This window comes from Streptomyces viridochromogenes (genome assembly GCF_001270495.1).
Lineage (GTDB): Bacteria > Actinomycetota > Actinomycetes > Streptomycetales > Streptomycetaceae > Streptomyces > Streptomyces viridochromogenes_A.
The window spans coordinates 90,716-113,641 of the sequence record NZ_LGUR01000118.1 but is presented as its reverse complement, the minus strand read 5'-3'; the positions used below and the strand labels follow the sequence as shown (position 1 = coordinate 113,641).

At 71.0% G+C, this 22,926-nt stretch carries 18 protein-coding genes; 11 read left to right on the top strand and 7 right to left on the bottom strand.

Going from position 1 to position 22,926, the window contains the following annotated elements:
• Positions 1–167 precede the first annotated feature (167 nt).
• The 3 genes from ADK36_RS14715 to ADK36_RS14705 are packed head-to-tail and all read right to left on the bottom strand — an operon-like array spanning position 168 to position 3,641.
• Positions 168–797: a TetR/AcrR family transcriptional regulator gene (locus tag ADK36_RS14715; RefSeq protein WP_048583457.1), complete on the bottom strand. Its 630-nt coding sequence runs from the start codon at positions 795–797 to the stop codon at positions 168–170.
• Positions 798–820: 23 nt separating this feature from the next.
• Complete coding sequence (locus ADK36_RS14710; RefSeq protein ID WP_053197835.1) at positions 821–2,905, bottom strand: YhgE/Pip domain-containing protein; 2,085 nt, start codon at positions 2,903–2,905, stop codon at positions 821–823.
• Positions 2,877–3,641, bottom strand: a complete 765-nt coding sequence (locus ADK36_RS14705) for an ATP-binding cassette domain-containing protein (protein ID WP_053197833.1) — start codon at positions 3,639–3,641, stop codon at positions 2,877–2,879. Before ADK36_RS14705 ends, ADK36_RS14710 begins: the two co-directional genes overlap by 29 nt.
• Positions 3,642–3,809: 168 nt before the next feature.
• On the opposite strand from ADK36_RS14705, the gene ADK36_RS14700 reads away from it, so the two are divergent.
• From ADK36_RS14700 to ADK36_RS14690, 3 genes are all read left to right on the top strand, one after another.
• Complete coding sequence (locus ADK36_RS14700; protein WP_048583454.1) at positions 3,810–4,382, top strand: SAV_6107 family HEPN domain-containing protein; 573 nt, start codon at positions 3,810–3,812, stop codon at positions 4,380–4,382.
• A 216-nt stretch (positions 4,383–4,598) separates the two neighbouring features.
• Positions 4,599–5,369: a class I SAM-dependent methyltransferase gene (locus ADK36_RS14695; protein WP_048583453.1), complete on the top strand. Its 771-nt coding sequence runs from the start codon at positions 4,599–4,601 to the stop codon at positions 5,367–5,369.
• A gap of 301 nt (positions 5,370–5,670) precedes the next feature.
• A complete protein-coding gene (locus tag ADK36_RS14690; protein ID WP_048583452.1) occupies positions 5,671–6,063 on the top strand; it encodes a DUF3040 domain-containing protein in 393 nt (130 codons plus the stop codon).
• Between the two features lie 221 nt (positions 6,064–6,284).
• Here ADK36_RS14690 and ADK36_RS14685 read toward each other — a convergent pair whose 3' ends face one another.
• From ADK36_RS14685 to ADK36_RS14670, 4 genes are all read right to left on the bottom strand, one after another.
• Positions 6,285–8,666 (bottom strand): transglutaminase TgpA family protein, encoded by a 2,382-nt coding sequence (locus tag ADK36_RS14685; RefSeq protein WP_048583451.1) that lies wholly within the window; start codon positions 8,664–8,666, stop codon positions 6,285–6,287.
• Complete coding sequence (locus tag ADK36_RS14680; protein ID WP_053197830.1) at positions 8,663–10,036, bottom strand: DUF58 domain-containing protein; 1,374 nt, start codon at positions 10,034–10,036, stop codon at positions 8,663–8,665. Before ADK36_RS14680 ends, ADK36_RS14685 begins: the two co-directional genes overlap by 4 nt.
• Complete coding sequence (locus ADK36_RS14675; protein ID WP_048583449.1) at positions 10,033–11,076, bottom strand: AAA family ATPase; 1,044 nt, start codon at positions 11,074–11,076, stop codon at positions 10,033–10,035. The genes ADK36_RS14680 and ADK36_RS14675 overlap by 4 nt, the downstream gene beginning before the upstream one ends.
• A gap of 233 nt (positions 11,077–11,309) precedes the next feature.
• Positions 11,310–11,858 (bottom strand): beta-class carbonic anhydrase, encoded by a 549-nt coding sequence (locus tag ADK36_RS14670; protein WP_053197829.1) that lies wholly within the window; start codon positions 11,856–11,858, stop codon positions 11,310–11,312.
• A gap of 440 nt (positions 11,859–12,298) precedes the next feature.
• On the opposite strand from ADK36_RS14670, the gene rsmH reads away from it, so the two are divergent.
• The 8 genes from rsmH to ftsW all read left to right on the top strand — a co-directional run bounded on the left by rsmH (position 12,299) and on the right by ftsW (position 22,926).
• Entirely contained in the window at positions 12,299–13,255 is a 957-nt protein-coding gene (gene rsmH / locus ADK36_RS14665; RefSeq protein ID WP_078916397.1) for a 16S rRNA (cytosine(1402)-N(4))-methyltransferase RsmH, read from the top strand.
• A 78-nt stretch (positions 13,256–13,333) separates the two neighbouring features.
• Positions 13,334–13,918, top strand: coding sequence for a membrane protein (locus ADK36_RS14660; RefSeq protein WP_048583446.1), 585 nt, complete (start codon positions 13,334–13,336; stop codon positions 13,916–13,918).
• A 5-nt stretch (positions 13,919–13,923) separates the two neighbouring features.
• Positions 13,924–15,870: a peptidoglycan D,D-transpeptidase FtsI family protein gene (locus tag ADK36_RS14655; RefSeq protein ID WP_276525834.1), complete on the top strand. Its 1,947-nt coding sequence runs from the start codon at positions 13,924–13,926 to the stop codon at positions 15,868–15,870.
• A gap of 171 nt (positions 15,871–16,041) precedes the next feature.
• Positions 16,042–17,571 (top strand): UDP-N-acetylmuramoyl-L-alanyl-D-glutamate--2,6-diaminopimelate ligase, encoded by a 1,530-nt coding sequence (locus tag ADK36_RS14650; protein WP_048583444.1) that lies wholly within the window; start codon positions 16,042–16,044, stop codon positions 17,569–17,571.
• A gap of 4 nt (positions 17,572–17,575) precedes the next feature.
• On the top strand, positions 17,576–18,982 hold the full coding sequence (locus tag ADK36_RS14645) for a UDP-N-acetylmuramoyl-tripeptide--D-alanyl-D-alanine ligase (protein WP_048583443.1): 1,407 nt from the start codon (positions 17,576–17,578) through the stop codon (positions 18,980–18,982).
• Entirely contained in the window at positions 18,979–20,052 is a 1,074-nt protein-coding gene (mraY, locus tag ADK36_RS14640) for a phospho-N-acetylmuramoyl-pentapeptide-transferase (protein WP_048583442.1), read from the top strand. The genes ADK36_RS14645 and mraY overlap by 4 nt, the downstream gene beginning before the upstream one ends.
• Positions 20,034–21,458 carry a UDP-N-acetylmuramoyl-L-alanine--D-glutamate ligase gene (gene murD / locus ADK36_RS14635; RefSeq protein ID WP_048583441.1) on the top strand — a complete coding sequence of 475 codons (1,425 nt, stop codon included), beginning with the start codon at positions 20,034–20,036 and terminating at the stop codon, positions 21,456–21,458. Before mraY ends, murD begins: the two co-directional genes overlap by 19 nt.
• A gap of 103 nt (positions 21,459–21,561) precedes the next feature.
• Entirely contained in the window at positions 21,562–22,926 is a 1,365-nt protein-coding gene (gene ftsW, locus ADK36_RS14630; RefSeq protein ID WP_048583440.1) for a putative lipid II flippase FtsW, read from the top strand.

Here is a 22,926-nt window from a genome sequence, read left to right as displayed (position 1 = left end):
GAGTACGGGGGAACGGGGAAACGGGGGAGCACGAGAAGGCGCCGGTTCGAGAGTGGCCCGCGGGGGACGCGGCCACTTCCGGACCGGCGCTTTCGTGTGTGCGCGAGGATCGGTGTGTGCGGGCTCGGTGTGTCTCGTGGATCGGTGTGTCTCGTGGCACCGTCGCTTCAGCGGCGCCCGCTCACCCGGCCCTGCAACAGCCGCGACAGCGCCGCGTGCACGTCGTCCAGGGAGCGCTCCGCCTGGAACGACTTCCAGTCCAGCGCGGCCACCAGGACCATGCCGACCAGCGCGGAGGCGGTCAGCCCGATGTCGATCTCCTCGCTGAACTCGCCGTTCTCCACGCCCTCGCGCAGCACCCCCTCGACGACCGCCACGGCCTGCTGCCGGACCACCATCAGCGTGGACTGCCAGGCCCGGTTGGTGCGCCACAGTTCCGCGACGTAGAGCTGGGTGAAGGACGGGTAGCGGTCGATGAAGACCAGCCCCGCGCGGATCATCGCGTCCAGGGCGTCCACCTTGGTGCCGCCGTCCCGGGCGGTCTTCTCGGCCGCCTCCCGAAGGGAGGCGGTGAGGAGTTCGACTCCGTGCCGCAGCAGCTCCTCGAAGAGGACCGACTTGCTCGCGAAGTTGTAGTAGACCGTGCCCTTCGCCACCCCGGCCCGCTCGGCGATCTCGTCAACGGTGGTGGCGGAGAAGCCCTGTTCGGCGATGAGCGTGACGGCCGCCTCGTAGAGCTTCTGCCGGGTGGCCTCACGGCGCGTGCTGCCGCCCGACGCGGCGTTGCTGCTTTCCATGGCCCTGATTGTCCCGCGCGCACTCACAGGGTCAGCTCCGGGTGCAGCCGGTCGAGCGTCCACACCTGCCGGCGACGGGCCGACAGCGCGGTCAGCGCGAGGGCGCCCGCGGTGAAGGCGACGAGCACCACGCACGCCTGCCACACCGGTCCGAGACCGCCGCCCGTGATGAGCCTCCTGAGCGCCTCCACCACGTAGCTCATCGGCAGGAAGGGGTGGAGCGCGTTGAAGAAGCCCGGGCTGGTCTGCACGGGGTACGTGCCGCCCGCGGACGTCAACTGCAGCATCAGGAAGGCGAGGACGAGGATCCGGCCCGCCGCCCCGAAGCGCGCGTTCAGCCACTGCACGATCGCCGCGAAGCACGCCGTCACCAGGAACAGGAAGCCCACGGTCCCGGCCGCGCGCACCATCTGCAACCCGACCGCCCAGTGCAGCACCGACATCAGGGCCAGGGTCTGGAGCACCCCGATCGTCACCACGGGCAGCCAGCCGGTCAGCGCGATCCGCCAGGCCGAGGCGCCCGCGGCGAGCGCGCGCCGGTTCATCGGCGAAATCACCATGTACGCCACCATCGCGCCCACCCACAGGGACAGCGGGATGAAGTACGGCGCGAACCCGGTGCCGTAGTTGGGGGCCTTGTGCATGTCCCGCGAGACGAGCTGGACCGGGTCGGACATGACCTCGGTGCGTTGGTCGCGGTCCTTCTTGTCGTAGTCGGGGATCTGCTCGGCGCCGTCGTGCAGCCCGTCCGAAAGCTTCCCGGAGCCGTCGACGAGCTTGTAGATGCCGCCGTTGAGGTCGACCGCGCCGGTCTTGAGCCGGCCGACACCGCTGTCCAGGTCCGCCGCACCGGTCCTGGCCGTGCCCAGGCCGGTGTGCAGCTTCTTGGCGCCCGCGGCGACCTTCGCGGCGCCCTGGTTCAGCTTGTTGATCCTGGTGACGGCGTCGTCGAGGTCCTCGGAGAGGCGGGGCGCGCGGTCGGCGAGTGCCTGGGACTGCTTCTGGAGGGTGGCGAGGTTCTTGTCGAGCTTCTTCAGATCGCCGTCGTGGTCGGTGATCAGCGTGTTGAGATCGTCGGCGATCGTCGCCACGTCCGCTGCCGAGGTCTTGGCCTTCTTCAGGTCGGCGCAGGCCGGGTCGGGCAGGACGGGGTCCTCGCAGCGCGCCTTGTAGACGGCGTCCAGTACGTCGGAAGCCGCGTGGGCTCCCTTGGCGGCGCCCGGAGCGTGCTCCACCAGGTCGTCGAGGTTGGCGCGGATCGCCCCGGAGGTGTCGGCGACCAGCTTCGCGGTGTCCCCGATGGTCTTCTCGTTGTCCTGGAAGAACGGGCCGATCTTCCGGTCGACTCCGTTGACCCGGTCGGCGAGCGTCTGCGTCCCCTCGGCGACCTGCCGTGAGCCGCTCTCCAGGTCGCCCGCGCCCTGGTTGAGCTTCTTCAGGCCCGTGGACAGCTTGCCGCTGCCCTTCTTGGCGTCCTTCAGCCCGTCGGCGAGGTCCTTGGAACCCTTCTCCGCCTTCCCGATGCCGCCTTCGAGCCTGTCGGCGCCGTTCGCGGCCTTGACCGTCTTGCCGTGGATGTCGGAGAACGAGACGAAGATCTTGTCCAGGAACGACCGCGACGCCTTCGTGGACGCGGCCTCGCGCACCTCGCTGAAGACCGTTCGCGAGATCTGCCCGACGATGTAGTTGTTCGCGTCGTTCGTACGCACCTGAAGTGCGCCCGTCTCCGGGGAGTCGCCCGAGCTGGAGGCGATCCTCTTGCTGAAGTCGGCCGGCATGGTCAGCGACAGGTAGTAGCTGCCGTCCTCGACGCCCTTCTCGGCCTCGGCGGCACTCACCTCCCGCCAGTCGAAGACGTCGCTCTCGCGCAGCCCCTTGGTGATGTCGTCACCGGCGACGAGCTTCTTGTCGCCGACGGTCGCTCCCTTGTCGTCGTTCACGAGCGCCACGGGGATACGGTCGAGACGGCCGTACGGGTCCCAGAACGACCACAGGTACAGGGCGCCGTACAGCAGGGGCAGCACCAGCAGCGCGACCAGGGCGGCACGCGGCAGCTTCCCCCGGCCGAAGCGCCGGAGCTCAAGCGCGGCCAGCCTCGGCGAGCGCATCGGCGGCCTCCTTTCCGTCGGATTCCCGGGCGTCGCCCTTCGGGGTGGTGGACACCTTGACGGTGCCGTCGGGGGCCTCGCTGCACACCGCCAGGACCGTGGTCCCGGCCTCGGCTATCGACTTCAACAGCGCCCAGACCTCGGCCCGTTCGGCGTCCGAGAGCTTGAGGTCGGTGTCGTCGACGCCGAGCACGCGCGGGCTCCCGATCAGGGCCAGCGCGATGGACAGCCGCAGCGCCTCCAGCCGCTCCAGATCCCGAACGGCCGTACGGGATCCCTTGGGCAGGGCTTCCCGGTCGAGGCCCGCCGCCGTCAGCGCGGCGTCGATCCGCCGCTGTTCCTCGTTCCGCCGCTCGCCCCGCGGACGCAGCAGCCCGCGCACCGAGTCGCCGAACCGCCTTTGCAGCAACGCCCGTTCGTGCAGGTGCTCGGCGACGGTCAGGGCCGGGTCCAGGTCGGTCACACCCGGGACGTGGGCCAGGGCGCTGATACGCCGGACCGCCGCCATGCGCCTGGGCAGCCCGGCGTCGCCCACGACGGCGGAGCCCTCCGTGGGCTTCATACGCCCCGTGAGCGCGAGCAGCAGGCAGGTGCGGCCGGTGCCGGACGGCCCCTCGATCGTGATCAGTGAGCCTGCCTCCGCCTCGAAGGAGACCCCGCGGAACGCCCATCCGCGGGGCCCTTCGAGCCCGAGGCCGTGGGCCGTGACGCCGACTGCGGCCACGGTTCCCCCCATCCCTGCCCCCTCCTCATTTGAACTGACTGGTCAGTGCAAAAACTAGCCCGAACTCGCGATCGATGCAAAAGGCCAGGTCAGAACGGATTGTCAGTGCCATACCCCACGATGGGCACATACGGCATCCCGTATCGGGCGTGCCGTCACACAGACGACAGGAGGTTCGTCATGGCCACCTCTCACGCAGCAGCCGCCCGTCGGCGCGGCGCCACCGGCCCTGCCCCCTCACTGACCGGCCCGGCGAGCGACGTGCACCCCGTGCTCCGCCGGGCCACGGCCCCGCCCGCCGCCCTCGACCTGCTCGCCCAGGCCCGTGCCGGACTGGACGAGGCCGCCGTCCTGGAAACGTCGAACGAGCGCTATGCCACCGCCCACCTCTCCGCCCTGCGCATCGCCGCCGCCGTACTCGCCGCCCGGGGGCGCCCCGAACCCACGCCCAGGCGCCGCGCCCGGATCAGGAGCGCCTGGGAAGTGCTCCCCGAGATAGCGCCCGAACTCTCCGAGTGGAGCGCGTTGTTCGCCTCCGGTGCCCGGCGCCGCGCCCGGGCGGAGGCGGGCATCCAGGGCGCGGCCAGCCGTCGGGACGCCGACGACCTGATACGCGACGTGGCGATGTTCCTGCGCCTCGTCGAGCGGATGCTGGTGCTCCAGCCGGTCCTGCCGCAGCCACGACCGGACGCGGACGGGGAGGAAGCCGCCGGCTCACGGCACACGCGCGAGGACATGCCGGACGCGGGCTGACGGGGCCTCGGGGGCCGGCGGTGTCGCGTTCACGGCTCTCACCGTCCGTCCCGCGAGACGGACGGCGTCGCGCGGCACCGTGGTGGTCGGGTGAGGTGTCCTAGGCAATAGGGTGGAGGGCGCCTGAAGCCTTCCCATCCCCGTGACCCGGGCCGGGAAGGCAGCCCGTTCGCTCCGCCGTGCAAGTGGCGGTGCCGCGCCGAGGAGTCAACTACAGTGTCGGACCCGATGCGCCCCCGCGCCTCACTCCGTACCGCCGTGGTCTGGGAAGTCCTCCAGGACGCCCTGGACCGCCGGGTCAAGGCCACGGGTCGTCAGGCGCTCGACGTCCTCGACACCGGGGGCGGCAGCGGCAACTTCGCGGTGCCCCTCGCCCGCCTCGGCCACCGTGTCACCGTCGTCGACCCCAGCCCGAACGCGCTCTTCGCCCTGGAGCGGCGCACTGCCGAGGCCGAGGTCGCCGACCGGGTGCGGGGCGTCCAGGGCGATGCCCACGGCCTCTTCGACGTGGTCGAGCGCGGCGGGTACGACGTCGTGCTGTGCCACGGCGTCCTCGAGTACGTCGACGACCCCGCCGAAGGCGTCCGCAACGCGGTGGCCGCCCTGCGCGCGGAGGGCGTCCTCAGCCTGCTCGCCGCCGGTCTGGGCGGAGCGGTGCTGGCGCGGGCCCTCGCCGGTCACTTCAAGGAGGCCAAGCAGGCCCTGGAGGACCCGGACGGCCGCTGGGGCCAGGGCGACCCCGTGCCGCGCCGTTTCACCGCCGAGCAGCTCACCGGGCTGGTCGAGGGCGCCGGCCTCAGGGTCGGTGCCGTGCACGGCGTACGGGTCTTCGCCGACCTGGTGCCCGGGGTGCTGGTGGACACCGAGCCCGGAGCCCTGGAGGCGCTGCTGAAGCTGGAGGAGGCGGCCGCCGAGCTGTCCGCCTTCCACTCGGTCGCCACGCAGCTCCACGTGCTCGGCGAGACGGGGGAGACCTCCGGGGCCTGAGCCGCCCGCCGGGCTCTCCGTGAGCGGACCTCGGGTGCGCGCCGTTGATCAGGGACTTGGCTGCACATGGAGTACGCCACAGGCCCCCCGATCGGGCGCTCAGCGCCGTATGATCGAGGGAGACCGTTCCGGCATGACGGGTCGGCCGCTGGGGAATGCAGATCTCAGCGAGCCGGGACGTCCATGGCGGAGCCCGGTTGGCCAATTGGCGTAGAGGGGCGGGTTTCACGGGGGCGATTCCCTGCCTATCCTGAAGGGACCCCCCGGGTCGCCCCGGCGACTGCACGATGAGGAGGACTCCGTGCCGCTCTCGGAGCACGAGCAGCGAATGCTCGAGCAGATGGAGCGAGCGCTGTACGCCGAAGATCCCAAGTTCGCGACAGCGCTTGAGGGAAGCGGGCTGCGTACGTACACCCGGCGACGGGTCTACCAGGCGGTCGCGGGCTTCCTCGTAGGTATCGCGCTCCTCATGGCTGGAATGGTCGCCAAGCAGGTCTGGCTCAGCGTGGTGGGCTTCCTCGTCATGCTGGGCTGTGCGGTACTCGCCGTGACCGGCTGGCGCAAGGCCCCCAAGCCGGGCGAACAGCCCGCCGGCGGCCAGCAGGCCCGCCGCCAGCCACGCCAGAAGCGCTCGATGATGGACCGCATCGAACAGCGCTGGCAGCGCCGCCGTGACGAACAGGGCGGCCATTAGCTCGACGAGCAGCTCCCATACAGACGCAGGGGGTGACCACCGGTGGGTGGCCACCCCCTGATGTATGCCTGCAGCCTTTGATGCCCGTGTCCTGTGAGCAGTGGCGGCCCTGGGAGACCGGGGCCCCTGGGAGACCGGGGCCCTTGGGGAGCGGAGGACCCGGCGAGTGGGGGCGCGGGCAGGGATCCGTCCCTCCACGCCACGCCCCCCTCAGCCCGCAGTCACCCCCGCTGACCGGGGGTGGACGGCCTGCGCAGCGTCGGTCGGGCCGTGGCGGCGCGCTCCCTGAGGGCGATCCACCAGTCCGACAGCGCCCAGGCCACCCGCACGCTGGACCGTGGGGCCAGCAGGGCGCGCAGCTTGGCCGTCCGGCCGGCCTTGGAGCGGAGGTTGGACACGACACCGCGGACATCCTCCGCGAGGCCGGCCGTCGGGCGGGGGCTCGGAGCGTAGAGGACCTGTTCCACCGCGTCGGCCACCCGGTGCACCGAGGTCGCGGCCGGCGGGTCGAGGTGGCCCAGCCGGACGATGCGGGCGGCAGCCTTGCGGGGGGTCTGGGAGTCGTCCGGCGGAATGCCGAAGTCCCATGCCGTGTCCGTCAGTTCCTGCCACACCGCCAAGGTGTGGAGCGACACGTCGGCCTCCGTGCGGCCATGCCCTCCCAGCCGCACCGCTCTGGTCCGAAGCCGCCACAGCATCGGCGCCAACGGGATCAGCAGCGCCCCGGCCGCACCGAGCACCCAGGCCAGGGCGACGTACCACTTCGGGCCGTCGTCATCCGTGGCCGGCGCGACCGCCGGGGACTCGCTCGCGCACAGCTCCGGCTTCTGCCCCGCGCAGCTCTCGCTGGTCGAGGGCGACGCGGACGGTCCCGTGCTGGCCGACTGCGTGGGCCGTGGCACGTCCGGGAGGTTGGAGCCCGGCGTGTCCGACTGGGTGTACGACGGCACCGAGCCACGGGTCGGCGTCGGCTCGAAGCGAGTCCAGCCCACGCCCTCGAAGTACAGCTCCGGCCAGGCGTGGGCGTCCCTCAGCCCCACCGAGACCGAGCCGTCGCCCTGCGGGGTGCCGGGCGCGAAGCCCACCGCGACCCGTGCCGGTATGCCCAGTGAGCGGGCCATCGCCGCCATCGCGAAGGAGAAGTGGACGCAGAAGCCCTGCTTGTCGCGCAGGAAGCGGGCGATGGCCTGTCGATCTTCGCCGGCCTTGACGCTGGTGTTGTACTGGAACCCGCCGGTCAGGGCGAAGTACTCCTGCAGCTTCACAGCCTGCTCGTAATGGCTGGTCGCGCCGCCGGTGACCTCGCGCGCAGTGCGGGCGACCACCGCGGGCAGCGAGTCGGGCAGCTCGGTGAACTCGCGCTTGAGTGCGGCGGGCGGCTCCGGCGCGTTTGCGAGCTGCTCCGCCGTCGGCTGCACATCGAGGCTGCGCACGGTGTACGTCACCCCGCGGGTGGTCTGGCGGCGATCACCGACGACCGTCATCCCCAGGGGTTCGTACCGCCACCTGCCCTCGATGTCCACGCCGCTGGGCGGATACGGCATCGGCAGCCAGTTCTGGCCGTACCAGCCCGCGGCCGAGATGGTCGTCTCCACCTCCGCGCGCCGGACGTCGGGGCCGAGGCCGAAGGGTGTGGGGAACTCGTCCGGCACGGCCTGGATGCCGCGCTGGGTCGGTTCCCAGTCCTTGCCGTCGAAGTCGTCCAGAGACACGATCCGCAGGTACAGATTCGAGACGTCGGCCGTGGTGGTCTTCAGGGACATGACCTGGCGGTCCTCGTCCACGTTCAGACTGTTGCGCAGCGACACCACCGGGTTCACCGCGTTGATCATGCCACCGCTCCCGCGGCCTGCGCCCACCGTGCCTGCGGGGTCCAGCAGGCCGCCGTTCATCGCGGGCAGACCGAGCGGCACCACCAGGGCGATGCCCAGCGCGACCACGCCGATGCGCCGCCCGGTGCGGACCGGTGCCACCGCGTCGGTCGGCTCTCCGCCGGGTCTCCGTGGGACACCGCCGAAGACCCGGCCCCACTGCGAGAGCCGGTCGCGTCCCTCGGCCAGGAGCAGCATCAGATAGCCCGCGGCGGCGACCAGGAACCACAGCCAGTCCGCACCGCCGTCGGACAGCCCAGCGGCCACCGAGTACAGGGCCAGCAGCGGCAGCCCGGCCGGGGCGGCGCTGCGGAAGGTCACCGCGAGGGTGTCCACCGCCAGGCCGATGACCAGGACACCGCCGATCAGCATCAGCCGGATGCCGTCCGACAGCGGCGCCGGGATCGAGTACCGGCTGACGTCGTCCGCGCCTGTCTGCAACAGGTCGCCGAAGTGCCGGAAGGCCTCCGGGCCGGGGATCACTCCGATGATCGCCTGCTGGTTGGCGAAGGTCATGGTCAGCAGCATCAGGGCGACGAGGGCCTGCACGACCACCGTCAGAGGGCGGGCCAGCGGCACACGCCGGGTCGCCATGCCCATGCCTGTCTGGATCGCCAACAGGAAGATCGCCTGAATCAGCCAGGTGACCGGGGCGACCAGCGGCAGCAGGGCGCAGGCCGCCATCAGTGTGGCCGCCGCGGCGCACAGCGCCATCCGGGTCCGCCCGCTCATGCCCGTCCCCCCTCGCCCCGCGCCACGCTCGCCGCGACCGCGTCCGTACGCGTTCGGTCCGCCTGACGCCACAGCTCGTCCAGCGAGGCGCCCCGCGGCACGCCAAGGGCCGTCCAGCCCGCCTCCCGCAGCATCCGCAGCCGCTCCTCGCTCCTGTCCAACGCGCCGGGCACATCGGCCGGTTCCCGCACCCATGTCCCGCTGTCCAGGACGAAGGCCACCGCGCCCCCGCTGCGCTGGCGCATCTTGGCGGCCACCGCCGCCTGCTCCTCGTCGAGGTCGCCGAAGAAGGCGACCAGCAGCCCCTCGTTGCCCCCGCGCAGCACGTCGTACGCCCGTGACAGCCCCGTACCGTCCGAGTGGTCGATCACCGCGAGGGTGTCCATCATCAGCCCGGCGGCGTCCGCCGACTCCTGGCTCGCGCCCGCGAACCCGTCGGCGCCCTCGCCGGGCACCGAGCTGCCGGTGTCGGTCAACAGCCGGACGGAGAAGCCCCGTTCGAGCATGTGGACCAGCGCGGACGCGGCGCCCGACACGGCCCACTCGAAGGCCGAGTCCGGGCCCGCGCCCTGGAAGGCCAGGCCCCGGGTGTCCAGCAGCACCGTGCAGCGGGAGCGCTGCGGCAGCTCCTCACGGCGCACCATCAGCTCGCCGTAGCGGGCGGTGGAGCGCCAGTGCACGCGGCGCAGGTCGTCGCCGTAGCGGTACCCGCGCGGGATCACGTCGTCGTCGCCGGCCAGCGCGAGCGAGCGCTGCCGTCCGTCCCCGTACCCCTTCGCCTCCCCGCTGAAGCGGACCGGCGGCAGCGGCTCCACGCGCGGGATGACCGTCAGGGTGTCGTACGTGGAGAAGGAGCGGGTCAGCTCGCACATGCCGAACGGGTCGCTCAGGCGCAGCTGCAACGGGCCCAGCGGATAGCGGCCGCGCAGGTCGGAGCGCACGCGGTAGGACACCTCGCGGCGGCCGCCCGCCTCCACCCGGTCCAGCACGAAGCGCGGGCGCGGCCCGAGGACGTAGGGCACCCGGTCCTGGAGCATCAGCAGGCCGGTGGGCAGCCGGGAGACGTTGTCCATCCGCAGATGCACCCGGGCCTCGCTGCCGGCGGGTACGCGCGCGGGGGAGAGCCTTCGGCTGCCCGCGACCCGGTAGCGCGTGCGGTACAGCACCGTCGCGCACACCAGCGGGAGCACCGCCAGCAGCAGGCCGACGCGCAGCAGGTCGCTCTGGCCGAGGACGTAGGCGCAGACGGCGGCCGCGATGCCGGCGGCCAGGAAGGAGCGGCCACGCGTGGTCAGACCGGCCAGTGCGGTGCGGATCCCGCTCTTCTCGCCGCGGTCCGCCTCCGCCTGCCCGGTCCCACCGGAGGTCATCCGAGCCTCCGCGGCGGCTGCTGGCCGTACGACGGAGTGCCGCGGCCCAGGCCGCCGAAGCCGCTCTGCTGGTGCGGCGCGGCGGGCACCGGGGTGCGTTGCAGGATCTCCTGGACGACCTGCTCGGAGGTACGGCGGTTCAGCTGGGCCTGCGCGGTGGGCAGCAGGCGGTGGGCCAGGACGGCCACGGCGAGGGCCTGCACGTCGTCCGGCAGCGCGTACTCCCGGCCGCTCAGGGCCGCCGACGCCTTCGCCGCGCGCAGCAGATGCAGCGTCGCGCGCGGGGAGGCGCCGAGTCTGAGGTCCGGGTGGGTGCGCGTGGCGGCGACCAGCTCCACCGCGTACCGCCGCACCGGCTCGGCGACGTGGACGCCGCGGACCGCGTCGATCAGCTTCACGATGTCGTGCGCGTGCGCCACCGGCTGGAGGTCCTCCAGCGGCGAGGCCCCGCCGTGCACGTCCAGCATCTGCAGCTCGGCCTCCACGCTGGGGTAGCCGACGGAGACGCGGGCCATGAAGCGGTCGCGCTGGGCCTCGGGCAGCGGATAGGTGCCCTCCATCTCGACCGGGTTCTGCGTGGCCACCACCATGAAGGGGCTCGGCAGCTCGTAGGTCTGGCCGTCGATGGTGACCTGGCGCTCCTCCATGGACTCCAGCAGCGCGGACTGCGTCTTCGGCGAGGCGCGGTTGATCTCGTCGCCGATCACGATCTGGGCGAAGATCGCGCCGGGCTTGAACTCGAAGTCCTTGCGCTGCTGGTCCCAGATCGACACGCCGGTGATGTCGGACGGCAGCAGGTCGGGCGTGAACTGGATACGCCGGACGGAACAGTCGATGGACCGCGCCAGCGCCTTGGCCAGCATTGTCTTGCCCACGCCGGGAACATCCTCGATCAGAAGATGTCCCTCGGCGAGCAGCACGGTCAGCGAAAGCCGTACGACCTCGGGCTTGCCCTCGATCACACCCTCCACCGAACTGCGGACACGCTCCACAGTGGCGGTCAGATCAGTGAGGCTCGCTCGATCGTCATAGGTCGTCACCCGGCCCTCCTCGGCCCGTTCTTTCCGGGCCGACGCGATGCGGACCGGCCCACCCCTGGAACACGGACACCACGCGTGGAAAGTTCCGCGTGTTGCCCACCCTCGCATTCTTGCTGCCGTTACCGATTCGTGTCACTCGACTGTGGACAACTGTCCGCGATATGTCAGGGCTTAGGGCCTTTTCTGCAGCCCGGAGCCGAAATTGACAGCGAAACGACAGCTGCGGCGGAGGGTTACGCGGGGTCGACCTCGCGCAGCAGACCCGTCTTCACGTCGAAGACGAAGCCGCGCACGTCGTCGGTGTTCACCAGGAACGGCGAGGTGCGTACACGCTGCATCGACTGCCGCACGTCCTGGTCGACGTCCCGGAAGGACTCCACCGCCCAGGCGGGCCGCTGACCGACCTCCAGCTCCAGCTCGGTCCGGAAGTCCTCGGTGAGGGACTCCAGGCCGCAGCCGGTGTGGTGGATCAGGACGATGCTGCGGGTGCCGAGCTTGCGCTGGCTGATGGTGAGCGAGCGGATCACGTCGTCGGTGACGACACCACCGGCGTTGCGGATGGTGTGACAGTCGCCGAGACCCAGACCGAGCGCGGCGTGCAGGTCGAGCCGTGCGTCCATGCAGGCGACGATGGCGACCTGGAGCACGGGCCGGGCGTCCATGCCCGGGTCGGTGAACGCGGAGGCGTAGTGCTCGTTGGCCTCGACAAGGCGGTCTGTGACCGTGCCGCGGCGGACTATCGCACTCTCGGGACCAGCGGGAACCGATGCAGAAGTCGTCATACCCATGACGTTACTGGTCACGTCCGAAACGGTCCTGCTGTGAGGGGGGACAAAGAACGCCATTGAGTCTTGTAGTGAGGTAACCCACAGGGGTGGCGTGAGTGCGTCCATACGAGCGATTCAGCGCAGGGTGCGGCTGGGGCGGAACCCGAAGCGGCGACGCGCAGGCCGGTTGATTGACCGCGAGACACCGTGGACTAAAGTGACGCGAAGCGGGAGGCGAGACTCCCTGCTGGACTGAATTCCCCGGAGACCCCGGCGACTTTCCGGAGATCTCCCCGCGTGCGCGGCGCGTACGTACGGCTCGGCCTCCTCCCGCTCCCGGTCGGCTGACGCTTCCGGCGCCGGCAGGCCTCCCCTTCACCGGGGGTCCCCGGCTCGCTGGGGGAAGGTGGGGGCCCGGCGGTGCGTGCGAGCCCCGTCGGATCTGAGAGGGCCCCTTGAGCCAGAGTCGACATGTCCCGGTGATGCTCCAGCGGTGCCTGGACCTGTTGGCCCCCGCCCTGGAGCGGCCCGGAGCGGTGGTCGTCGACTGCACGCTCGGGCTCGGCGGCCACAGCGAGGCTCTCCTCCAGCGGTTCCCCGAGGCCCGGCTCGTCGCCCTCGACCGGGACAAGGAGGCCCTGCGCCTGTCCGGCGAGCGGCTCGCCTCCTACGGTGAGCGCGCGACCCTGGTGCACGCCGTCTACGACGAGCTCCCGGAGGTACTGGAGCGGCTCGGTATCGCGCGCGTACAGGGCGTGCTGTTCGACCTCGGTGTCTCCTCGATGCAGCTCGACGAGGCCGACCGCGGCTTCGCCTACGCGCAGGACGCGCCCCTCGACATGCGCATGGACCAGACGACCGGCGTCAGCGCCGCCGAGGTCCTCAACACCTACCCGCCCGGCGAACTCGTCCGGATCCTGCGCGCCTACGGCGAGGAGAAGCAGGCCAAGCGGATCGTGGCCGCCATCGTCCGGGAGCGCGACAAGGAGCCGTTCACCAACAGCGCCCGGCTCGTGGAGCTCATCCGGGACGCGCTGCCGCAGGCCGCCAAGCGCACCGGCGGCAACCCGGCCAAGCGCACCTTCCAGGCGCTGCGCATCGAGGTCAACGGCGAGCTCTCCGTCCTGGAGAGGGCGATCCCGGCCGCGGTGGAGGCCCTCGCCCTCGGCGGACGGATCGCCGTCCTGTCGTACCACTCGCTGGAGGACCGGCTGGTCAAGCAGGTGTTCGCGGCCGGCGCCGCCAACACCGCCCCGCCGGGGCTGCCCGTCGTCCCCGAGCAGTACCAGCCGCGGCTCAAGCTGCTGACGCGCGGTGCCGAACTTCCCACCGAGGAAGAGGTCGCCGAGAACCGGCGCGCCGCACCGGCGCGTCTGCGGGGCGCCGAGCGCATCAGGGAGTCCATCGAATGACGGGTGGGAGGCAGGGGCGGGTGTCCGGGTCCAGGATTCAAACCCATGAGTTGGAGAACTGGACTCAAGGGAGGGCGAGTGAGTAGGAAACCCGAACTGAGGGGGCGGGCCGCCCGGCTCGCGCGGCTCTTCCCCGCGGGAGCCAGACAGGCCGCCCGCGCCCCCTTCGTCCTCCTTGTCGTCGTCCTGCTCGGCGGCGGTCTGATCGGGCTCCTCGTGCTGAACTCCGCCCTCAGCGAAGGCGCGTTCAGACTCGACGACCTGCAGAAGGAGACGAAGGCCCTCACCGACGAGGAGCAGTCCCTCCAGCGGGACATCGACGCCTACTCCGCCCCCGACGCCCTCCAGCGCCGCGCCCTCGAACTGGGCATGGTTCCCGGCGGCGACCCCGCCTTCCTGAACCCCGACGGCACGGTCAAGGGCGTCCCCAGCCCCGCGGCCGCCGGGCAGGGCGCCGTGTACAACCCCCTCGCCCTCGCCCCCGAGGCGCTCGTCACCGAGCCCGGGCCGCCCCCGGCACCCACCACGCCGACTCCCGAGGCCACCCCCGCCACACCGACGCCCGGGGCCACCCCCACCGCGCCTCAGCCCGCGGCCACCTACGCCGCACCCCAGTACGCGCCCTCCGTCCAGCAGTCCACGTACCCGACCCCCGGCAGGTGACGGAAGTGTCCGACAGGGAACCGCCCCGGCGGCGCGTGCCCGGCCCCGCGAAGCCCGCCCGCTCCGGCGGCGCCCAGCGACGCCCGGGCCCCGGGGCCCGCCCGGCACGGCCCCGCCCCATGCCCCCCGGCAAGATCCGGCTCGGCAGCCCTCGCCCCAGGCTGCGCATGGTCGGTCTCGCCCTGACCCTCGTCCTGGCCGTCTTCGTCGTACGGCTGCTCCAGGTGCAGGGGGTCGACGCGAGCACCTACGCGGCCAAGGCCGAGAAGAACCGGTACGTCGGCTACACCCTGGCCGCCGAGCGCGGCGGCATCACCGACCGCAACGGCGTCGCCCTGGCGGCCAGCGTGGACGCGTACGACATCACGGCCGACCCCACGCTGTTCTCCCGCGAGCAACTGAAGATCGACGACGGCCCCGAGCAGGCGGCCGCCCTCCTCGCGCCGATCCTCGGCCAGGAGCCGGAGAAGATCGTCAGAAAGCTCCGCCCGGCGAACAAGAACCTGCGCTACACCCTGCTGGCCAACCGCCAGACCCCGCAGGTCTGGAAGCAGATCAAGGACCTGAAGAGCGCTCTGGCCACCAAGTCAGCGCACGACAAGAGCACGGTCAACGTCCTCGCCGGCGTCCTCTCGGTCGCCAGCAGCAAGCGCGTCTACCCGAACGGCGACCTCGCCGCCGGGATACTGGGCTGGGTCAACGCCGACGGCAAGGGCGGCGGCGGCATCGAGCAGCAGCTGAACAAGCAGCTGTCCGGCAAGGACGGCGAGATCCGCTACGCCCAGTCCGGCGGCCGCCAGGTGCCCACCGTGAACTCCACCGAGACGCCCGCCGTGCCCGGCAGCGACGTCGAACTCACCATCGACCGCGACATCCAGTGGGCCGCGCAGAACGCGATCACCAAGCAGGTGCGGGAGTCCAGGGCGGACCGCGGCTATGTGATCGTCCAGGACACCCGCACCGGCGAGGTCCTCGCCATGGCCAACTCGCCCGGCTTCGACCCGAACGACCTCTCCGAGGCCAGCAGCGCGAACATGGGCAACGCGGCCGTCCAGGACGCCTTCGAGCCCGGCTCCACCGCCAAGATCATGTCGATGGCCGCCGTACTGGAGGAGGGCGTGGCCACACCCGGCACGCATGTCATCGTGCCCAACCGGCTGCACCGCGGTGACCGGCTGTTCAAGGACGACATCGACCACGACACCTGGTTCCTGACGCTCAACGGCGTGCTCGCCAAGTCCAGCAACATCGGCACCATCCTCGCCACCGGCCAGCTCGGCAAGACCCAGCGGGCGGCCAACAAGGTCCTCTACGACTACCTGCGCAAGTTCGGCCTCGGCAGCTACTCCGGGCTCGGCTTTCCCGGCGAGACCCCGGGCATCCTGGCGGCACCGGACAAGTGGTCGACGTCGCAGCAGTACACGATTCCTTTCGGCCAGGGTCTGTCCCTCAACGCGATGCAGGCGGCCTCGATCTACTCCACGATCGCCAACGGCGGCGTACGCGTCGAACCCACGCTCGTGCGCGGCACCGAGGGGCCCGACGGGAAGTTCACCGAGGCCCCTAAGCCCGAGAAGACCCGGGTCATCAGCGCCAAGACTGCGAAGACCCTCGCCCAGATGCTGGAGTCGGTCGTGGACGACAGGGAGGGCACCGGCACCAAGGCGCGCATCCCCGGCTACCGGGTCGCGGGCAAGACGGGTACGGCGAACCGAGTGGATCCGGCCACCGGCAAGTACCGCGGCTACACGTCGTCGTTCGCCGGCTTCGCGCCCGCGGACAAGCCCCGTGTCACGGTCTACTGCGCCATCCAGAACGCCACCCAGGGCAACTACTTCGGCGGCCAGATCTGCGGACCCATCTACAAGCAGGTGATGGAGTTCGCCCTGAAGACCCTCCAGGTCCCGCCGACCGGGGCCAAGGCGGCCAAGCTCCCGGTCGCCTTCAACTGACCCCCTGATCAGCACCGAGCAGCCAGGAAACACCTCGTGACAACGATCACTCCCGACTCAGGGAACCAAGGCGCCCCCCGCCCCTCACTTCGCTCCCAGGCGGGTGCGCCCGGTACGCTCACCGCCGTGCCACACGCTGATCAGTCCCAAACCACCCAGAAGGGGCATCCCGTGACGTACCCCGGGCCGCCCAGGCCGGTGCAGGTCTCCGCCACACCCCTCGCGGAACTCGCCGATCAGCTGGGTGCCGCCGCGCCGGATCGCGCGGACGCCGCCGTGGAGGTCACGGGCATCACCCATGACTCGCGCGCCGTCCGCCCCGGCGATCTGTACGCCGCCCTCCCGGGCGCCCGCCTGCACGGCGCCGACTTCGTCACGCAGGCCGCGGGCCTCGGCGCGGTCGCCGTGCTGACCGACCCGACCGGCGCCGAGCGCGCCGCCGCGACCGGCCTGCCGGTCCTGGTCGTGGCGGAGCCGCGCGGGCAGATGGGTGAACTGGCGGCCACGATCTACGGCCACCCCGGCCGCGATCTCCTCCAGATCGGCATCACCGGCACCTCCGGCAAGACCACCACCGCGTATCTCGTCGAGGGCGCCCTCAAGGCCGCCCGCACCACCGGACTCATCGGTACGGTCGAGATGCGCATCGGCGACGAGCGCATCAAGTCCGAGCGCACCACGCCCGAAGCCACCGACCTCCAGGCCCTGTTCGCCGTCATGCGCGAACGCGGCGTCGAGGCGGTCGCCATGGAGGTCTCCAGCCACGCGCTGGTCCTCGGCCGGGTCGACGCCTGCGTCTTCGACATCGCCGTCTTCACCAACCTCAGCCCGGAACACATGGAGTTCCACTCCGACATGGAGGACTACTTCCGGGCCAAGGCACAGCTGTTCACCCCGAAACGCAGCAAACTCGGCGTCGTCAACCTCGACGACGAGTACGGCCGCCGGCTGGCCAAGGAAGCCACCGTCCCGGTCGTCACCTTCTCCGCCGAGGGCCACCCCGACGCCGACTGGCGCGCCGAGGACGTGACGATCGGCCCCATGGACTCGACGTTCACCGTGATCGGTCCCAAGGGCGAGCGGATCGCCGCCAGGTCGCCGATCGCGGGCCCCTTCAACGTGGCGAACACCCTCGCCGCCGTCACCGCCCTGGCCGCCGCCGGCCTCGACGTCCAGGCAGCCGCCGACGGCATCGCCGCCGTGCCCGGCGTGCCGGGCCGGCTGGAGCGCGTGGACGCCGGGCAGCCGTATCTCGCGGTCGTGGACTACGCCCACAAGACCGACGCCGTCGAATCGGTGCTCAAGGCGCTCCGCAAGGTCACCGAGGGCAGCCTGCACATCGTGCTCGGTTGCGGCGGTGACCGTGACGTGACCAAGCGCGGGCCGATGGGCGCCGCCGCCGCCCGGCTCGCCGACACCGCCGTACTGACCTCCGACAACCCCCGTTCCGAAGACCCCCTCGCGATCCTCGCGACCATGCTCCAGGGCGCGGCGTCCGTACCGGCACACGAGCGTGGCGAGGTCCAGGTCTTCGAGGACCGGGCCGCCGCGATCGCCGCGGCCGTGGCCCGCGCCCGGCCCGGCGACACCGTGCTGGTCGCCGGCAAGGGCCATGAGCAGGGCCAGGACATCGCCGGAGTGGTCCGTCCCTTCGACGACCGCCAGGTGCTGCGCGAAGCTATCCAGAAGACCCAGGGATGAACTTGTGATCGCCCTCTCTCTCGCCGAGATCGCAGAAGTCGTCGGCGGGCAGACGCACGACATACCGGATCCGTCCGTCCAGGTCACCGGACCCGTCGTCCGGGACTCCCGTGAAGTGGAGCCCGGCACCCTCTTCGCCGCCTTCGCCGGGGAGCGCGTGGACGGCCACGACTTCGCCCGGCAGGTCGTCGAAGCGGGCGCGGTCGCCGTACTGGCGTCGCGTCCCGTCGACGGTCCCGCGATCGTCGTGGCCGACGTCCAGACGGCCCTCGGTGCCCTCGCCCGGCATGTCGTACGCCGGCTCGGCGCGACCCTGGTGGCCCTCACCGGCTCGGCGGGCAAGACCAGCACCAAGGACCTGATCGCCCAGGTGCTCCAGCGCAAGGCGCCCACGGTGTGGACGCCGGGCTCGTTCAACAACGAGATCGGGCTGCCGCTGACCGCGCTCAGCGCCACCGAGGAGACGAGGTTCCTCGTCCTGGAGATGGGTGCCCGCGGCATCGGCCACATCCGCTACCTCACCGATCTGACGCCCCCGAAGATCGGCCTCGTGCTCAACGTCGGCACCGCCCACATCGGCGAGTTCGGCGGCCGTGAGCAGATCGCGCAGGCCAAGGGCGAGTTGGTGGAGAGCCTTCCGGAAGACGGAGCCGCGGTCCTCAACGCCGACGATCCCCTCGTACGGGCCATGGCATCCCGTACGAAGGCGAAGGTGATCCTTTTCGGAGAGTCCGGCGAAGCGGACGTACGCGCCGAGAACGTGCGACTCACGGACACCGGACAGCCTTCCTTCATGCTTCACACACCCTCCGGGTGCAGTGATGTGACCATGCGCCTGTACGGTGAGCACCACGTGTCGAACGCGCTCGCCGCGGCCGCCGTCGCCCATGAGCTGGGCATGTCCGCGGAAGAGATCGCCACCGCGCTCTCCGAGGCGGGCTCCCTCTCCCGCTGGCGGATGGAGGTCACCGAGCGCCCGGACGGCGTGACGGTCGTCAACGACGCCTACAACGCGAACCCCGAGTCCATGCGAGCCGCTCTGCGTGCGCTCGCGGCCATGGGCAAGGGACGTCGTACGTGGGCGGTGCTCGGCGAGATGGCCGAGCTCGGGGACGAGGCGCTCGCCGAGCACGACGCGGTCGGACGGCTCGCCGTCCGGCTCAACGTCAGCAAGCTCGTCGCAGTCGGGGGCAGGGAAGCGTCCTGGCTGCAACTGGGCGCATATAACGAGGGTTCGTGGGGTGAGGAGTCGGTGCACGTGTCCGACGCACAGGCGGCGGTCGACCTGTTGCGCAGCGAGTTGCGCCCGGGGGACGTCGTACTCGTGAAGGCGTCCCGTTCGATCGGTCTGGAGAGCGTCGCCGAGGCGCTGCTCGCGGGCGGTACCGAGGGTGAGGTTGCCGCCCGATGATGAATCAGATCCTGTTCTCAGGAGTCATTGGCCTCTTCCTGACCCTGGTCGGCACCCCGCTGCTGATCAAGCTGCTGGCCCGCAAGGGCTACGGCCAGTACATCCGTGACGACGGCCCGCGCGAGCACCACAGCAAGCGCGGTACGCCGACCATGGGCGGTATCGCCTTCATCCTGGCGACGATCGTCGCGTACTTCCTGTCCAAGCTGATCACGGGCAAGCCGCCGACCTTCTCCGGCATCCTGGTGATCGGTCTGATGGCCGGCATGGGTCTGGTCGGCTTCCTGGACGACTACATCAAGATCGTCAAGCGGCGGTCGCTGGGTCTGCGGGCCAAGGCCAAGATGGCCGGCCAGCTGCTCGGCGGTATCGCCTTCGCGGTGCTCTCGCTCCAGTTCGCGGACAACCGCGGCAACACCCCGGCCTCCACCAAGCTCTCCTTCGTGCAGGACTTCGGCTGGTCCATCGGCCCGGTGCTGTTCGTCGTCTGGGCGCTGTTCATGATCCTCGCCATGTCGAACGGCGTGAACCTGACGGACGGTCTCGACGGCCTCGCCACCGGCGCATCCGTGCTGGTCTTCGGCGCCTACACCTTCATCGGCGTGTGGCAGTTCCAGGAGTCCTGCGCCAACGCGCAGACCCTGACCAACCCGGGCGCCTGTTACGAGGTACGCGATCCACTCGACCTCGCTGTCGTCTCCTCCGCGCTGATGGGCGCCTGCCTCGGCTTCCTGTGGTGGAACACGTCGCCGGCCAAGATCTTCATGGGTGACACCGGTTCGCTCGCCCTGGGTGGCGCGCTGGCGGGCCTCGCCATCTGCTCCCGCACCGAGCTGCTGGTCGCCCTCCTCGGCGGCCTGTTCGTGCTGATCACCATGTCGGTGGTCATCCAGGTCGGCTCCTTCCGCCTCACCGGCAAGCGCGTCTTCCGCATGGCGCCACTCCAGCACCACTTCGAACTCCAGGGCTGGTCCGAAGTACTCATCGTGGTCCGTTTCTGGATCATTCAGGGCATCTGTGTGATCGTCGGACTGGGCCTCTTCTACGCGGGATGGGCAGCGGACAAGTGACCGACTGGCAGGGGAAGAACGTCACCGTCGCGGGACTCGGCGTCTCCGGGATCCCGGCGGCCAAGGTGCTGCACGGGCTCGGCGCGAAGATCACCGTCGTCAACGACGGCGACGACGCACGCGCGCGTGCCCAGGCCGCCGAGCTGGAGGCCCTGGGCATCACCGTCCGCCTCGGTGACGGAGCGACCCTGCCCGAAGGCACCGACCTCATCGTCACCGCGCCCGGCTGGAAGCCCGACAAGCCGCTCTTCACGGCGGCTCGTGCGGCGGGCGTCCCCGTCTGGGGCGACGTCGAGCTCGCCTGGCGGCTGCGCGGCCCGGACGCCGCGCCCTGGCTCGCCGTCACCGGCACCAACGGCAAGACCACGACCGTCCAGATGCTCGCCTCCATCCTCAAGGCGGCGGGCCTGCGCACCGCCGCCGTCGGCAACATCGGCGTCTCGCTCCTCGACGCGGTGCTCGGCGAGGAGCAGTACGACGTCCTCGCCGTGGAGTTGTCCAGCTACCAGCTCCACTGGGCGCCCTCGCTGCGGGCGCACTCGGCGGCCGTGCTGAACCTGGCCCCCGACCACCTCGACTGGCACGGCTCCATGGAGGCGTACGCCGCCGACAAGGGCCGTATCTACGAGGGCAATCGCGTCGCCTGTGTCTACAACGTCGCCGACAAGGCCACCGAGGACCTGGTGCGCGAGGCGGACGTCGAGGAAGGCTGCCGGGCCATCGGCTTCACCCTCGGCACCCCGGCCCCGTCCCAACTCGGCGTCGTCGAGGGCGTCCTGGTGGACCGCGCCTTCGTCGAGAACCGGCAGAAGAACGCCCAGGAGCTCGCCGAGGTCACCGACGTCAACCCGCCGGCCCCGCACAACGTCGCCAACGCCCTGGCGGCGGCGGCCCTCGCCCGCGCCTACGGGGTGCCTCCCCAGGCCGTACGGGACGGCCTGCGCGCCTTCACCCCGGACGCCCACCGCATCGCGCATGTGGCGGACGTGGACGGGGTCGCGTACATCGACGACTCCAAGGCCACCAACACCCACGCGGCGGAAGCCTCGTTGGCGGCCTACGAGTCCATCGTGTGGATCGCGGGCGGGCTCGCCAAGGGCGCCGTCTTCGAGGAGCTGGTGACCAAGTCGGCCGGGCGGCTGCGCGGAGTCGTGCTCATCGGCGCGGATCGGGGCCTGATCCGTGAAGCCCTGGCGCGACACGCGCCGGAAGTACCCGTCGTCGACCTCGACCGGACCGACACTGGGGCGATGCTCGCGGCGGTCCAGGAAGCACGGCGGCTCGCCCAGCCCGGCGACACGGTGCTGCTTGCCCCGGCCTGTGCCTCGATGGACATGTTCGTCAACTACAACCAGCGCGGTGACGTGTTCGCGGAGGCGGTTCGCGAACTCGGCGCGGGCGCCTGACGCCGGGTCTCGGCCACTGCGGGTGCTTCGGGACCCTTGGAGGGACGCGTGACTCGGATGTGGCCGGACGGTACGTACTCCCACGGCGAGGCGGTGGGCGCCGATGCCCGGTAGCCGCACGGGACGACCTCCCGTCCAGCGGGTCGTCCGGCGCCCCGTCGCTCCCCGGCCGTCGCCGCACGACAACGCCGTACGGCGGCTGTACATCCGCCTGAACCGGGCGTGGGACCGACCGCTGACCGCGTACTACCTGATCCTCGGCGGCAGCCTGCTGATCACCGTGCTCGGTCTGGTGATGGTGTACTCGGCCTCCCAGATCAAGGCACTGCAGATGTCGCTGCCGGGGTCGTACTTCTTCCGCAAGCAGCTGCTGGCCGCGGTGATCGGCACCGGGCTGCTGTTCGCCGCCTCCCGGATGCCCGTGAAGCTGCACCGGGCGCTCGCCTACCCGATCCTCGCCGGCGCCGTCTTCCTGATGGCGCTGGTGCAGGTGCCCGGGATAGGAGTCGCGGTCAACGGCAACCAGAACTGGATCGCCCTCGGCGGGTCCTTCCAGGTCCAGCCCAGCGAGTTCGGCAAGCTCGCGCTGGTGCTGTGGGGCGCGGACCTGATCGCCCGCAAGGAGGACAAGAAGCTGCTGACGCAGTGGAAGCACATGCTGGTTCCGCTGGTGCCGGTCGCCTTCATGCTGCTCGGGCTGATCATGCTCGGCGGCGACATGGGTACGGCGATCGTCCTGTCGGCGATCCTGTTCGGCCTGCTGTGGCTGGCCGGGGCGCCGACCCGGCTGTTCGTGGGGGTCCTGTCGGTGGCCGGCCTGATCGGCCTGCTCCTGATCAAGACCAGCGAGAACCGTATGGCCCGCCTGCAGTGCCTCGGCGCCACCGAGCCCCAGGAGGGCCCTGTCGACTGCTGGCAGGCAGTGCACGGCATCTACGCGCTCGCCTCGGGCGGAATCTTCGGTTCCGGACTCGGTGCGAGTGTGGAGAAATGGGGCCAACTACCCGAAGCCCACACCGACTTCATCTTCGCCGTCACCGGTGAGGAACTGGGCCTGGCGGGGACGCTGTCGGTGCTCGCCCTGTTCGCGGCTCTAGGCTATGCGGGTATCCGCGTGGCCGGACGTACGGAGGACCGCTTCGTCAGGTATGCCGCGGGAGGTGTGACCACCTGGATCACCGCGCAAGCCGTGATCAACATCGGTGCGGTGCTCGGCCTGCTGCCGATCGCCGGAGTCCCCCTTCCGCTGTTCTCCTACGGAGGATCCGCCCTGCTGCCGACCATGTTCGCCATCGGGCTGCTGATCGCGTTCGCGCGTGACGAGCCCGCTGCGCGGGCAGCGCTTTCCGTGCGGCAACCCCGCTTTGGTAGAAAGCGTGCGGGAGGCGCCGGTTCCGGCCGGGCGCCTCGGAGATGGAACACGATGCGACGGCGTGCCTCGGTGGCGCGCTCGTCCGGAGAGCGGTGA